Origin of the sequence: Aeromonas sp. s7(2024), from assembly GCF_040907825.1 — a bacterium.
Classification (GTDB): Bacteria; Pseudomonadota; Gammaproteobacteria; order Enterobacterales; family Aeromonadaceae; genus Aeromonas; species Aeromonas veronii.
The window spans coordinates 18822-30888 of sequence record NZ_JBFOCM010000038.1; the positions used below are offsets into that span (position 1 = coordinate 18822).

At 60.9% G+C, this 12067-nt stretch carries 16 protein-coding genes; 6 read left to right on the forward strand and 10 right to left on the reverse strand.

The genetic code is table 11. The features are described from left to right. The first annotated feature begins 2 nt into the window (after positions 1–2). Complete coding sequence (locus AB5Y73_RS18005) at positions 3–251, forward strand: PepSY domain-containing protein (RefSeq protein ID WP_107683263.1); 249 nt, start codon at positions 3–5, stop codon at positions 249–251. Here AB5Y73_RS18005 and msrQ read toward each other — a convergent pair. Both msrQ and msrP read right to left on the reverse strand, forming a co-directional pair. After that, a complete protein-coding gene (msrQ, locus tag AB5Y73_RS18010; protein WP_107683262.1) occupies positions 248–874 on the reverse strand; it encodes a protein-methionine-sulfoxide reductase heme-binding subunit MsrQ in 627 nt (208 codons plus the stop codon). The genes AB5Y73_RS18005 and msrQ overlap by 4 nt on opposite strands. Next, positions 865–1866 carry a protein-methionine-sulfoxide reductase catalytic subunit MsrP gene (gene msrP, locus AB5Y73_RS18015; protein WP_107683261.1) on the reverse strand — a complete coding sequence of 334 codons (1002 nt, stop codon included), beginning with the start codon at positions 1864–1866 and terminating at the stop codon, positions 865–867. The genes msrQ and msrP overlap by 10 nt, the downstream gene beginning before the upstream one ends. Before the next feature lie 368 nt (positions 1867–2234). Between msrP and AB5Y73_RS18020 the strand changes: the two genes are divergently transcribed. Beyond that, a complete protein-coding gene (locus AB5Y73_RS18020) occupies positions 2235–2717 on the forward strand; it encodes a DUF1097 domain-containing protein (protein ID WP_005339809.1) in 483 nt (160 codons plus the stop codon). A gap of 1 nt (position 2718) precedes the next feature. Here AB5Y73_RS18020 and AB5Y73_RS18025 read toward each other — a convergent pair whose 3' ends face one another. From AB5Y73_RS18025 to AB5Y73_RS18040, 4 genes are all read right to left on the reverse strand, one after another. Then, a complete protein-coding gene (locus AB5Y73_RS18025) occupies positions 2719–3999 on the reverse strand; it encodes a sigma 54-interacting transcriptional regulator (RefSeq protein WP_005339807.1) in 1281 nt (426 codons plus the stop codon). After that, positions 3996–4514, reverse strand: a complete 519-nt coding sequence (locus AB5Y73_RS18030; protein ID WP_106844278.1) for a hypothetical protein — start codon at positions 4512–4514, stop codon at positions 3996–3998. Before AB5Y73_RS18030 ends, AB5Y73_RS18025 begins: the two co-directional genes overlap by 4 nt. 5 nt (positions 4515–4519) lie before the next feature. Continuing rightward, complete coding sequence (locus AB5Y73_RS18035; RefSeq protein ID WP_047440386.1) at positions 4520–5920, reverse strand: HAMP domain-containing sensor histidine kinase; 1401 nt, start codon at positions 5918–5920, stop codon at positions 4520–4522. 103 nt (positions 5921–6023) lie between these two features. Continuing rightward, positions 6024–6116, reverse strand: coding sequence for a YnhF family membrane protein (locus AB5Y73_RS18040; RefSeq protein WP_005339800.1), 93 nt, complete (start codon positions 6114–6116; stop codon positions 6024–6026). Positions 6117–6240: 124 nt separating this feature from the next. Here AB5Y73_RS18040 and AB5Y73_RS18045 point away from each other — a divergent pair, with 124 nt between their 5' ends. Next, positions 6241–6816 (forward strand): 2-amino-4-hydroxy-6-hydroxymethyldihydropteridine diphosphokinase, encoded by a 576-nt coding sequence (locus AB5Y73_RS18045; protein ID WP_106844279.1) that lies wholly within the window; start codon positions 6241–6243, stop codon positions 6814–6816. Here AB5Y73_RS18045 and AB5Y73_RS18050 read toward each other — a convergent pair. Further along, on the reverse strand, positions 6742–7446 hold the full coding sequence (locus AB5Y73_RS18050) for an SDR family oxidoreductase (protein ID WP_088870349.1): 705 nt from the start codon (positions 7444–7446) through the stop codon (positions 6742–6744). The two genes, AB5Y73_RS18045 and AB5Y73_RS18050, sit on opposite strands and share 75 nt — an antisense overlap. Before the next feature lie 162 nt (positions 7447–7608). Between AB5Y73_RS18050 and AB5Y73_RS18055 the strand changes: the two genes are divergently transcribed. Further along, positions 7609–8013, forward strand: coding sequence for a CBS domain-containing protein (locus AB5Y73_RS18055; RefSeq protein WP_005356342.1), 405 nt, complete (start codon positions 7609–7611; stop codon positions 8011–8013). Here the strand turns inward: AB5Y73_RS18055 and AB5Y73_RS18060 are convergent. Beyond that, on the reverse strand, positions 8010–8546 hold the full coding sequence (locus tag AB5Y73_RS18060; protein WP_005357578.1) for a DUF2301 domain-containing membrane protein: 537 nt from the start codon (positions 8544–8546) through the stop codon (positions 8010–8012). The genes AB5Y73_RS18055 and AB5Y73_RS18060 overlap by 4 nt on opposite strands. A gap of 87 nt (positions 8547–8633) precedes the next feature. Here AB5Y73_RS18060 and AB5Y73_RS18065 point away from each other — a divergent pair, with 87 nt between their 5' ends. Then, complete coding sequence (locus AB5Y73_RS18065) at positions 8634–9398, forward strand: ABC transporter substrate-binding protein (RefSeq protein WP_107683260.1); 765 nt, start codon at positions 8634–8636, stop codon at positions 9396–9398. A gap of 8 nt (positions 9399–9406) precedes the next feature. Here AB5Y73_RS18065 and asnC read toward each other — a convergent pair whose 3' ends face one another. Next, positions 9407–9868 carry a transcriptional regulator AsnC gene (gene asnC, locus AB5Y73_RS18070; protein WP_005339783.1) on the reverse strand — a complete coding sequence of 154 codons (462 nt, stop codon included), beginning with the start codon at positions 9866–9868 and terminating at the stop codon, positions 9407–9409. A 154-nt stretch (positions 9869–10022) separates the two neighbouring features. On the opposite strand from asnC, the gene asnA reads away from it, so the two are divergent. Next, complete coding sequence (gene asnA / locus AB5Y73_RS18075) at positions 10023–11015, forward strand: aspartate--ammonia ligase (RefSeq protein WP_043823130.1); 993 nt, start codon at positions 10023–10025, stop codon at positions 11013–11015. A 210-nt stretch (positions 11016–11225) separates the two neighbouring features. Here the strand turns inward: asnA and AB5Y73_RS18080 are convergent, their stop codons facing one another. Then, on the reverse strand, positions 11226–12050 hold the full coding sequence (locus AB5Y73_RS18080) for an MBL fold metallo-hydrolase (protein WP_107683259.1): 825 nt from the start codon (positions 12048–12050) through the stop codon (positions 11226–11228). Positions 12051–12067 lie beyond the last annotated feature (17 nt).

A 12067-nucleotide genomic window follows, 5' to 3' on the forward strand; every position in this document is an offset into this window, starting at 1 on the left:
GAATGAATATGATCCCGCGCAGTTTCCTGCTGATCCTTTGCCTGTTGAGTGCCACAAGCTGGGCGGCCCAGAGCCGTCTCGACATGGCCGGGCTGGTCAAACTCCTGCTGGCGCAAGGGTATCACGACATTCGGGAAGTGGAGCTGGAAAGGGACAAATTCGAGGTCAAAACCCTCAATCGCCAGGATCAGAAGGTGCATCTCATCGTCGATGCCTACACCGGCGAGATCAAACAACGAGAGGCCGATTAGGCCTCTTTTGCATTCCAGCGTCCCCGCCAGGGGCGCAGCAGTTTCTCCCGCCTCGGCCAGAGCAGGGCGCAGGCCAGCAGCAGGTAGATGAGGGGCTCCCCCCAACCGCTCTTGAGCGACCACCAGTAGTGCACCGGCACCAGCAGGGCGATGGCATAGACCCAGTTGTGCAGCTTCTGCCATGCGGCGCCCATGCGGCGCTGCAATGCGGGCAGCGAGGTGATGCTGAGGGCGGCCAGCAGCAACAGGGCCACCATCCCCACCACGATATAACTGCGCTTGACCAGCTCGCCGCCAATCAGACCCCAGTCAAACTGCAGATCCAGCCCCAGCCACGCCACGAAGTGGAGCAGCGCCCAGGCAAAACACCAGAGCCCGAGGGGGCGGCGCAGCTTGATGAGTTGCCCCTGCCGCCAGCGCTTGGCCAGCGGCGACACCAGCAGGGTGAGCAGCAGCAGGTGGAGCGCTCCCTTGCCGAGGTAGTGAATAAGCTCGGGCACCGGATCGCCCCCCAGCAGGCCTGCCGGAATGGCAAACCCTAGCCAGAGCAGGAAACCCAAGGAGCCCAGATGCACCAGCACTCGCAAGCCGCTGATATGGACCGGTTTCAATCTCAATACCATTGGCGCAGATCCATCCCCTGATAGAGCGAGGCAACTTCGTCACCATAGCCGTTGAACATCAGGGTCGGCTGACGCTTGGCGCCAAACACTCCGCCCTCGCCGATGAAACGCTCGCTGGCCTGACTCCAGCGCGGGTGATCCACCTGCGGATTGACGTTGGCGTAGAAGCCATATTCGTTGGGAGCCAGCAGGTTCCAGGTGGTCGGCGGCATCTCCTCCACCAGCCGGATCGAGACGATGCTCTTGATGCTCTTGAAGCCGTACTTCCACGGCACCACCAAGCGGATCGGCGCGCCATTCTGGGCGGGCAGCGTCTTGCCATAGAGCCCCATCGCAAGGAAAGAAAGAGGATGCATCGCCTCGTCGATACGCAGCCCCTCCACATAGGGATACTCGATGCCGCCCCCCAGACTGGAGGCCTGCCCCGGCAGCTGTTTCGGATCAAACAGGGTCTCGAAGGCAACAAACTTGGCGCGACTGGTGGGCTCGGCACGGCGGATAATCTCCGCCAGCGAGATCCCGTTCCAGGGCAGTACCATGGACCAGGCTTCGACGCAGCGCAGCCGGTAGATCCGCTCCTCCAGCTCGCTCTTGTTGATGAGATCCCACACATCGAGTGTAAAAGGCTTGGCCACCTCCCCCTCCACCTTGAGGGTCCAGGGTTCGGGCTTGAGGTAATGACCGTTGCGAGCCGGGTCGGACTTGTCGGTGCCCAGCTCATAGAAGTTGTTGTAACTGGTGGCCTTCTCTTCCGGTGTCAGCACCAGATTGGTCGGGCGCTCGGCAGGCTTGCTGTTGAGCGGTTTGGTGGCTAACTGGGGAGCATCCTCTTTGCCGCGCAGCAGGTCGAGCACTCCGGCCTGAGTGGGAAATGCCAGGGTGGCGGCGCCCAGACCCAGCCCTTTGAGAATAAGGCGGCGGTCCTGATAGACGGCTTCCGGGGTGACATCCTGTTCGGTGAGGGGGTGGGCGGTACGACGCTTGATCAACATGAAAAACTCCCGGGGCTGAGTGAGGCAGTATGGATAAGACCCGCCCCGGCAGATTTTTATTTCACACAAATTTACATCATGTGGTGCAGGGGCAGTGCCTTGGCCATGGTGCCGACCAGAAACAGGACTACGAACACCAGCAGGGGAACGATCACATTTGGCGCCATCAGACTCACTCCATGAGCAGGACAGGGCCTCTAACTATGGCCGACTGTCAGGCCGGTCACCAATGAATTTTTTTCGCGAGCGCAAGCGTATTCCTGAGTTGAAAAGGGTGATGAGGATCACACACAATTCGGCCCCCGCTTGCCGCCCCGATTACCGGGGGTAGGCTGCCCATTTTGCGAAGCCAACTGAAGAGTCGCCCCATGAGCCCACTGATCGCCATCGCCATCACCACTGGAATTCTATCCGCCGTCTGGGGCTGGATTGCCGTCGCGTTCGGCCTTATCTCCTGGGTCGGCTTTCTCGGCTGCACCAGCTATTTCGCGTCAAGCGGCGGCTACAAGGCGCTGCTGCAGACCATCTTCTGCAACACCAGCGGCATGCTGTGGGCACTGCTGCTGATCCATGGCGACAGTCTGTGGGGAGCGGGTGTGGCGGGTTATGTGATGACGGGGGTGGTCGCCACCCTGATGTGCGTGCAGGCCAAACAGCAGTGGCTCGGCTACATTCCCGGCACCTTTGCCGGTTGCTGTGCCACCTTCGGGGCGGCTGGCGAGTGGCGGCTGATCCTGCCCTCCCTCATCATTGGCGCCTTGTTCGGTTACCTGATGAAGGCGAGCGGCCTCTGGCTCTCCCATAAAACCCAGAAAGCTGACGCCGCTCCGGCGGTGGTTGATCCCGCCTGATTTATCCCTTCGATTTGAAGTTTGCAGCTTCGATACCGTGCCGATTCAATAACTTGTAAAAATCGGTACGGTTTCTGCCCGCCATGTTGGCCGCCAGGGTCACGTTGCCCTCGGTGGTGCGCAGCAAACGGATCAGATACTCCTTCTCGAATTCGGCCCGCGCCTCGTTGAACGAGGGGATGCCGCCGCCGCCACCGCTCAGGGCTGACTCCACCATGGAGACCCCGATCACTGGACTGCAACAGAGGCTGGCGAGCTGCTCCACCACGTTGCAGAGCTGGCGCACGTTGCCGGGCCAGGCAGCGGCCGCCAGCATCGCCAGCGACTCGGGCGAAAAACCCATGGCGGCGCAGTCGCTGTGGCGGCTACGGTAATCGTCGAGCGCCTGACGGGCCAGCAAGGGGATATCCTCGCTGCGGGCACTGAGAGACGGCAAGGTGATATTGGCAACGTTGAGACGGTAGAAGAGATCTTCCCGAAAGCGCCCCTCCTCCATCGCCTTGACCAGATCCTGATGGCTGGAGCTGAGCACCCGCACCTCCGGCGTACCCTGACCATACTCCTCCATCACCTGCAGCAGCTTGGCCTGCAGGGATTCGGAGAGGCTGCCAATCTCGTCGAGAAACAGGGTCGCCCCCTTGGCCTGCTCGAACAGACCGGACTGGCCATCTTCACCAAACAGCTGCAAGTCGAGTGACGCCCACGGAATGGCGGCGCAGTTGATGGTATGAAGCGGCTTGTCGCGCCGCTGGCTGGCCTGATGCAGCGCCTGCGCCATCGCCCCCTTGCCGGAGCCTGACGGCCCCATGATCAGCACCGGCACCTCCATGGTCGCAATGCTATGGGCCTGGATCAGCAGCTGTTCCAGCTGGGGATTACGGGTCAGGATCAGCGACTGCCACTCCTGCTGCTGTTTCGGCCGCGTCAGACTCAGCGCATGTTCGATGGTGGCGAACAGCTCATCCTTGTTGATGGGTTTGGTCAGAAAGCTGAAGACCCCGGAGCGGGTCGCCTGAATGGCGTCCGGGATGGTGCCGTGGGCGGTCATGATGATCACCGGCAAACCCAGCCACTGGGCCTGGATCCGCTCGAACAGCGCCAGACCGTCCATGCCGGCCATCCGCAGATCGCTCAGCACCAGATCGGCCCGTTGCTGACGCAACCGGTCGAGAGCCCCTTCCGCACTGTCGGCGGTATCCACTTCATAACCCTGACTGCGCAGCCGCATGCTCATCAATTTGAGCAGGCTGACGTCGTCATCCACCAACAGGATCCGGCTCATGGTATTACCTCACGATTCTCGTTCAGCTTGCGCTGGTTGAGCTGGTCGTCGATGGCGGTCAGCTGCTCGATCTGGCGGCGCAGCCGCTGGATCTCCTGACTCTGGTCATCGCGACGGCTGTCACGAGCTAGCAGCTGTTCGCCGAGGGCGATCCAGCTACGTAAAAAGGCCTGCGCATCGAGACCCAGTTCGGGCAGCATCTGCTTCAGGCGCGCCAGACCGACGGTGCGATTGGCCACAGATTCGGCGGGGTGGGAGTCCACCATGGCCAGACTGACCCGGCTCTCCAGATCGTCGGCCCCTTTCAGACGCTGACGCTCCTGCACCCGTTGCTGGGGGTGACTGGCCAGCAGCCAGTCGGAGTATTGCAGACGCACCTGCATCTCCTTGTTGGCAAACTCCATCCGCTTGGCAAAAGCGATATCGGAGGACTCCCGCTCTGCCTGTTGCGGCAGCAAGGAGCAACCCGCGAGCAGCCCTGCCATCAGAGCTGGAAATACGCGTTGTATCTTCATAGTCCTCATTTCAACGTCAACCTGAAACAGACATCCGCCTGTTCATCCTCTACCAGAACCAGTTCTCCCCCCAGGCTGTTGGCAGACTCGCGGGCGATGGAGAGGCCCATGCCCGAGCCTTTCAGGAGGCCTTGCCGCACTGTGCTGCCTTGCTCGAAGGGTTCAAAAATGCGTTGCTGATCGGCCACGGGGATCTTGGGCCCCTCGTTGGCCACTTCCAGCCAGCTTATCTGTTCATCCTGCCCTGCCCTGATCCAGATATTGCCTCCGCTGGCGCCGTAACTGACGGCGTTGGAGAAGAGGTTATCGAGGATCAGTCGTAGCCGGTAGGGCTCCGCCCACAGGGTAACCGGCACGGTCGGCAAGTGTACACGGATCTGCTTGGACTCCAATGCCAGCCGGTACTCTGCAGAAAGTTCCGACAACATCGGCAGCAGGGGGACGGGCTCCAGTTCGAAGGCCTCCTGCTGACTGAGCCGGTTGAAGTCGAGCAGCCGCTCGATCAGGGTCTGCAAACGCCGACTGTTCTCGTCGAGCATCTGGCAGATCTCCAGCTGATCCGGCGTCAAAGGCCCGACCAGCTGCTCGCAGAGCAGATCCGTCCCTTCCCGCAGCACCGCCAGCGGGGTCTTGAGCTCGTGGGATACATGGCGCAGGAACTGGTATTTCTGCAGCTCCAGCTCCTTGAGTTTGTCGTGCAGCCAGACGATCCGCTCCCCCAGCAATACCAGCTCGGCAGGGCCGTCAACCGGCTTGGGATCGGGTTCGACCCCGGCCCCCAGACTCAAGATGCGCGACTCAATCTGTCGTACCGGGTGGATGATAAGGTAGGTGAAGATAAAGACCATCAGCAGGCTGAGCGCCGCCACCGCTCCACTCACCCACCAGAGCTCGCTGGTCAGTCCGGCGATGGTGAGCTGCACCCGATCCATGTGTTCGTCAACCCGGCTGCGGGTGACTATTTCGAGCTGCTTGTTGGCATCGTTGAACTGCTCGAGCTTGTCTCCCGCTACCGCCGCCCGGGCCAACGCGGCATCCTGCAGGCTGTCGAGCCAGGCCAGCCCCTGATCGAGCCCGCTGTAGAGCTGGCCGTCGGTGATGGAGTTGCGATGTTCCGCCAGCAACACCCGATACCCGTCGAGTTGCTGCTGGTAGCTGGTGAGACTGCGGCGATCCCCCAACACCGCGAAGCGGCGCAAGGTGCGTTCGATATCGATGGCTTGCGCCGTCAGCAGGGTGGCGCGGCGGGTATCTTTGACCGCCCGCTCCATCTCGTCGCTGGTGAGCTGACTGAGGTGGGCAAGGGAGGTGCTGTTGTGCCAGATCATGCCGCCCAGCGGCATCAATACCAGCACAAATCCCATCAATACCACCTGCAGCAGGGAGCGTGGGCGAACCTTGGTCATCATCTCTTCTCTTGCATTCTCACCGGTGCGCCAGCATAGCCGCACCGCCCCAAAAAACAAAACCGGCCAACAGGCCGGTTTGTATTATCTGGATTGTGGTGATTCACGCCAACGCGACAGAGGCCAGACAGATAATCATGATCATCGCCAGCGCGCCCGAGGCGGTCAACAGCGCCCATTTCAGCTCCACACTCATGCAAACCTCCTTTCTGCCAATCAGTGCCGGATCACAATAGATAAGACAATGTTAAGCCATAGTTAATCCGATAACCGTGAGCTGCGTATACATTTCAGATGAGCCCAACCCCGGGAAGGTGAGCATGTTCTATCTGTGTAGCATTGGTTCCAATCTTGACCCGCATATCCATGTCAGCCGGGTGCTGGCCGAGCTGCTTGCGAACGTCGGCCCCCTGCGGCTGAGTTCGGTGATCCGCACCAAGCCGGTGGGAATGCACTCCAGCCACGACTTTCTCAACTGCCTGCTGGTGGTGGAGAGCCCGCTCGATGCCGCCCGCCTCAAGCAGTACTTTGTCGCCCTCGAAGTGGCTCACGGCCGGGATCGCAGCGATCCGCTCTGCAAGGTGCACGACCGGCCGCTCGACATCGATATTCTGGCCAGCAACAGGAGCGGTGACTTTGCCTCGACAGAGGTCGATTCCTATCTTGCGGAGCTGCTGGCCGAGCTCTATGGCCATGGCGAGGTGCATGACCCCAAGGTGGCGCTGCAAGTGACGCTCCCCGCCCCGTCGGGCAAGCTCAAACCCGGCAAAGGCTTGCTGACACGGCAGGTCGGGCTGGAGCCGTTGGTGCTTGGCAAATCTTCAGAGAGTGGCCAGCGCGCGTCCGCCATCTACCTTGATGCTGGCCCCCGTCATATAACTGTTCCCCATCAGTAACTGCACCGCCTGCCAGATGGGCTCCAGTCCCCCCTCCCGCGCCAGCGGTGTTTTCGCCAACACCTGCTGGCGCCATGCCTCGTCATGCTCGTCGAGAAACAGGATCGGCCCCGGCTCTATGGTGTTGACCCGAACCGCAGGCGCCAGCTCGCGGGCAAAGCTCATGGCCAGCGAATGGGCCCCTGCCTTGGTCGCCACATAGCTGGCAAAACGGGGGGCCGGGGCATGGATATAGATATCGGTGATGTGAATTATGCTGGCGTTGGGATTGCTGGCCAGCCGGGGGGCCAGCGCCCGGTTTAGCTGGAAGGGAGCCGCCATATGTACCCGGTAGAACTGCTCGAACTGGGCCAGTTGCGCCGCCGGATCAGTTGCCTGCGGCTCGAAGGCCGAGGCGTTGTGGATCACCAGCGTCAGATCCTGATGGGTCGCCAGCACATCGATCAGCTTGCCAACGTCCTCTTCCCGACCAAAATCCGCCTGCACGAGCTCGACCCCCAGTGCCGCCAGCGTGGCCAGCTCCGGCCGCTCGCTGCGATAACTGCCCGTTACCTGCCAGCCCGCTGCCACCAGCTGTTCACAGAGATAAAATCCGAGTCGACGGCCGCAGCCCGTAACCAATGCACGCATACGATCTCCTTTCCCTTTCATGGTCTTGCATGAACGAAGCCCGCCTGCCAGCGGATCACCGCCGATGGCTTGTGCCTATCAATCCCTGCGGCACAAGCCATTGGTCGCGGGCCACCCACCCGCGTCATAGTGGCGGCATCCCCCTCTTGCGGAGTCACCACCATGCTGAAAGTACACCACCACATGGGTCGCCTGACCCACTCCCTCACTGCCGGACTCGGCCTGGCCGAGGCGCTGGATCGCCTGCATCAATCGGGTCTTGGCGGCCTGCCGGTGCTGGATGAGCAGAAACGGCTTATCGGCTTTCTTTCCGAACAAGATTGCATCCCCAGCCTGCTCACCGGCAGCTACCACTGCGATACCCGCACCCGGGTGGAGGATCTGATGAACCGCTCGCCCCTCTCGGTCGGGCCGGATGAGAGCATTCTGGATCTGGCTCGCCAGATGGCCGATGCCAAGCCCAAGATCTACCCGGTGCTGCAACAGGGCAAGGTGATCGGCATCATCAGCCGCCGTCAGGTGATGCAGGCCCTCAACCAGCAGATGAAGGTGTGCCAGCAGACCTAGATCTGGTAACGCCCCTTGTCACCGATATCGAAGTGCAGGGGCATCCGCCACTTGGCCAGCGCCAGCAAGGTCAACAGGGCCCCGCAGACCAGCGCCACCAGTGCGGCGGCCCACTCCACCCGCAACCACTCCAGCAGCCATAACGCCGGCAGCAATACGGGCACCAGCTTGATGCCGGGAATGGCGAAACAAAACTGCTCCTTGAACGCCAGCCCGGAGAGGGTCGCCAACGCCGCCCCCAGCACTAGCGCATCCGGTGCCCCCACCGCTGCCAGGGCCAGTGCGCCCCACCCAAATCCCTGCAGAATCAGGCGAATCCGCTTGTCGTAGATATGCAGCGAGAAGCCGCAGATTGCGCTTGCCACTGCCAGCGACATCAACCATTGTGCCGACGGGAGCAGTGCCATCCCGCTCAGCAGCGCCGCACCGCGGCAAAGCAGCAACAGGGCTGCCGCACTCAAGCCAAGGCGGTAGAGCGAGACGGTCAACTTGTCGATCCCGTCCAACGGGCTCTCGATTTCAGGATTTGCCATAAACAGTCGCTTCTAACGGATCAGGTGCCATCCAATATACTGGAATCAGGTCTTGGAATATGTTCAAACGGGCTCAGGAGACGTAGTTTGCGTGTGATCCCCCTGTTTTGGTTGCTGTTTCCACTCGGATTGCCGGCCAAGGAGCTGGTGATCTGCGGCACCATTGAGCCCCCGCTCAAGTATCTCGATGCCGATCAGAAACCCCGCGGACTCGATATCGACATCGTCACCGCCATCTTCGACAAGCTGGAGACGCCCTTTCGGATCGAGCTGGCCGACTCCGGCGCCCGCCTCACCCGCAACGCCGAAACCGGCGCCTGCGACCTGGTGATGACCCACTCCTACAAGGCAGAGCGGGAGAGTTATCTCATCTATCCCCAGCAGGCCCATCTTCGCCACAGCTGGCACTTCTTCGTGCGCAAGACCGACCTGCTGAAGATCCGCTACGAAACGCTGGCCGATCTCAAACCCTGGCGCATCGGCGTGACCAAGGATTTCTCCTACACCCCTGAACTGGCAGCGGCCATGACTGACCCGGCCTATCAGTTTCAGGAGATCACCATGAACCAGCTGCAACTGCGCAAACTGCTGGCCGGACGGATCGATACCGTGCCCATGCCGCTGGTCACCGCCTTCACCCAAATCAAGGAGGAGGGGCTGACAGGAAAGATCGATTACCTGCCCAAACCGCTCAAGAGCAGCCCCTACTTCAACACCTGGGCCCGCGCACGAGCGGATGCACAGACCCCCGCCCTGATGGCGGCCTACGATGCCGAACTGCTGCGCATGAAGCGAAACGGCAGCCTCAAGGCCCTCTACGACAAGTACGCCATCCCCTATATCGAACCCTGATCAAGGGGTCAGGGTTTCACATCCCGCAGGATCGGGTTTTGCAGCGAGATCAGGGTTTCAGTGGACTGGATCTCGTCGATGGTCTGGATCTTGTTGATCAGCACTATCTGCAGCTCGTCGATGGAGCGGGTCATCACCTTCATGAAGATGCTGTAGTGGCCCGTGGTGTAGTAGGCCTCCACCACTTCGTCCAGCGCCTGCAGCTTGGCCAGTGCCGAGGGGTAATCCTTGGCACTCTTCAGATTGATCCCGATAAAGCAGCAGACGTCGTAACCCAGCTTCTTGGGGTTAACCTGCACCCGTGTCCCCTCGATGATCCCCGCCTGTTTCATCTTCTCCACCCGTACATGGATGGTGCCCGGGCTGACCGCCAGTTGTTTCGCAAGTTCGGCGTAAGGGATTCGCGCATTTTCCATCAGAGCGGTGAGGATGGCCTGATCGAGATTATCGATCCGGTAATTTTCCGGCATTTTTTTGCACTCCCGTTGACGATACCTCATTAAATAACGGCTTATTTTGAAGAAAAAAATACATAAAGCCTATTTCTATTATCGAATATTGAATTTAGTTGGCATTCCGTTGAAGAATCACCACATCCAACGGGGTTTGAAACAGGAATTCAGCATGAAACAGCACTACATTCGCAGCCAACAGCAGATCAGCTTCGTCAAAGAGATGTTCTCCCGGCAACTCGCCCAGCAACTGGGTCTGATGGAGGTGCAAGCCCCCATTCTGAGCCGGGTCGGTGATGGTACTCAGGACAACCTCTCTGGCCATGAGAATGCAGTGCAGGTCAAAGTGAAAACCCTGCCGGAGCACAGCTACGAAGTGGTCCATTCACTCGCCAAGTGGAAGCGCCAGACCCTGGGTCGCTTCGGGTTCGGCCCTGGCGAAGGGATCTACACCCACATGAAGGCACTGCGTCCGGATGAAGACAAGCTCACCCCCATCCACTCCGTCTACGTGGATCAGTGGGACTGGGAGAAGGTGATGCCGAGCGAGCGCCGCGATCTCGCCTATCTGCAGGAAACCGTGCGCGGTATCTGGGCCGCCATCAAGGCCACCGAGCGCGCGGTCTGTGCCGAGCATGAGCTGACCCCCTTCCTGCCGGCGGAGATCCAGTTCCTGCACAGCGAAGAGCTGCTGGCCCGCTACCCGGATCTCGATGCCAAGGGGCGCGAGCGCGCCATCGCCAAAGAGCTGGGTGCAGTGTTCCTGATCGGCATCGGCGGTGCCCTCTCCCACGGCGAGCGCCACGATGTCCGCGCCCCGGATTACGACGACTGGAGCAGCCACAGCGAGCTGGGTCTGGCCGGTCTGAACGGTGACATTCTGGTGTGGAACCCGGTACTGCAGGACAGCTTCGAGATCTCCTCCATGGGGATCCGGGTCGATGCCGAGGCGCTGCGCCGCCAGCTCGCCATCACAGGTGACGAGGAGCGCCTGCAGTACGACTGGCATCAGGAGCTGCTGGCCGCACGGATGCCGCAGACCATCGGCGGCGGCATCGGCCAATCCCGTCTGGCCATGCTGCTGCTGCAAAAAGAGCACATCGGTCAGGTGCAGGTCGGTGTCTGGCCGGCCGAGATGAAAGCTGCCGTGCAAGGCATGCTGTAACTAATGAAGGCCATGCCGGCGCCATCGCAGCCGGCATGGCAACAAGCAGGTGGCCATCGGGGTTGAGCGAGCGCATCCCCGGCAGGCTGTAAGACGCAAGGCCGTTAGCGGTTTTGTTTCGCAATCGGGGGCTTGCCCCTGCGACCCGCTCAACCCACGTCAGGTCGCTTCACTACATTCCTCCCGGCAATCTTCGGATTGCCGTTTTTTTTACGCCGAAAACCGGAACTCGAACCCGGCTCCGATCTGGTGCTGCCGCGGTAACTCCGCCTTTCTGCTGCCGGTACAGTGACAGGCAAACAACTGATCCACCGCCTCTTCCTGCAGATAAGCACCGAGTGCTACCGCCCGCTCTGGGCCGGAAAACTTCAGGTGCAGGCCGCCGATGACGGCGTGAATCCGTTCGTCACCACACACCTCCTTGGCCCGCTCGATGATGTTTTCGACCCCGGCGTGACCGCAGCCGATAAAGACGATAAGCCCCTGCTCACTCTTGTAGGCCAGCGCCGAGTCGTCGCTGATCAGATCTTTCTCTACCCGTCCGCCCCGCACTATGTAACCGAGCAGAGAAGGCACAGCCCAGTCACGCCGCATGATGCTACCGAGAAACACCAGACGATCCGAGAGCCACACCGGCTCGGCCGAGCAATGGGGGAGCAAACCTCTGGCCGGCAGCGACTCCCGAGCCAGCTCCCCCGACAGGCGATAGAGGTTACGCCGCCAGAAAGGAAGCGACAGGAAATAGCCCCGCTCGCAGAACACGTCCGGACAGGCGATGAGCGGGATGGGTCTTGGGTAGACGGGCAGCGAGCCGACCCCACCAACATGGTCATAATGACCGTGGGAAAGCACCACATGGGTGAGCGAGGCGAGATCGATCCCCATCACGGCGGCGTTGTGGCGCAGCGCCCGGCCACGGCCGCTGTCGAACAGCACCCTGAGGCCGTCACACTCCAGCAGCAGCGCCAACCCTCGCTCGGGCAGACACTCCGGCAGATGAACGTCGTCATCCACCAAGACGGAAAACTTCAGCATTTCAGTCCCTTAGAAAA

What these genes read in the sequence shown, in the direction of transcription:
- AB5Y73_RS18035 (WP_047440386.1), bottom strand. Translation starts at nt 5,920, where the DNA reads ATGACCAAGGTTCGCCCACGCTCCCTGCTGCAGGTGGTATTGATGGGA.
- AB5Y73_RS18025 (WP_005339807.1), bottom strand. Translation starts at nt 3,999, where the DNA reads ATGAGCCGGATCCTGTTGGTGGATGACGACGTCAGCCTGCTCAAATTG.
- asnA (WP_043823130.1), top strand. Translation starts at nt 10,023, where the DNA reads ATGAAACAGCACTACATTCGCAGCCAACAGCAGATCAGCTTCGTCAAA.
- AB5Y73_RS18030 (WP_106844278.1), bottom strand. Translation starts at nt 4,514, where the DNA reads ATGAAGATACAACGCGTATTTCCAGCTCTGATGGCAGGGCTGCTCGCG.
- AB5Y73_RS18080 (WP_107683259.1), bottom strand. Translation starts at nt 12,050, where the DNA reads ATGCTGAAGTTTTCCGTCTTGGTGGATGACGACGTTCATCTGCCGGAG.
- AB5Y73_RS18040 (WP_005339800.1), bottom strand. Translation starts at nt 6,116, where the DNA reads ATGAGTGTGGAGCTGAAATGGGCGCTGTTGACCGCCTCGGGCGCGCTG.
- asnC (WP_005339783.1), bottom strand. Translation starts at nt 9,868, where the DNA reads ATGCCGGAAAATTACCGGATCGATAATCTCGATCAGGCCATCCTCACC.
- AB5Y73_RS18050 (WP_088870349.1), bottom strand. Translation starts at nt 7,446, where the DNA reads ATGCGTGCATTGGTTACGGGCTGCGGCCGTCGACTCGGATTTTATCTC.
- AB5Y73_RS18020 (WP_005339809.1), top strand. Translation starts at nt 2,235, where the DNA reads ATGAGCCCACTGATCGCCATCGCCATCACCACTGGAATTCTATCCGCC.
- msrP (WP_107683261.1), bottom strand. Translation starts at nt 1,866, where the DNA reads ATGTTGATCAAGCGTCGTACCGCCCACCCCCTCACCGAACAGGATGTC.
- AB5Y73_RS18045 (WP_106844279.1), top strand. Translation starts at nt 6,241, where the DNA reads ATGTTCTATCTGTGTAGCATTGGTTCCAATCTTGACCCGCATATCCAT.
- AB5Y73_RS18055 (WP_005356342.1), top strand. Translation starts at nt 7,609, where the DNA reads ATGCTGAAAGTACACCACCACATGGGTCGCCTGACCCACTCCCTCACT.
- AB5Y73_RS18060 (WP_005357578.1), bottom strand. Translation starts at nt 8,546, where the DNA reads ATGGCAAATCCTGAAATCGAGAGCCCGTTGGACGGGATCGACAAGTTG.
- msrQ (WP_107683262.1), bottom strand. Translation starts at nt 874, where the DNA reads ATGGTATTGAGATTGAAACCGGTCCATATCAGCGGCTTGCGAGTGCTG.
- AB5Y73_RS18005 (WP_107683263.1), top strand. Translation starts at nt 3, where the DNA reads ATGAATATGATCCCGCGCAGTTTCCTGCTGATCCTTTGCCTGTTGAGT.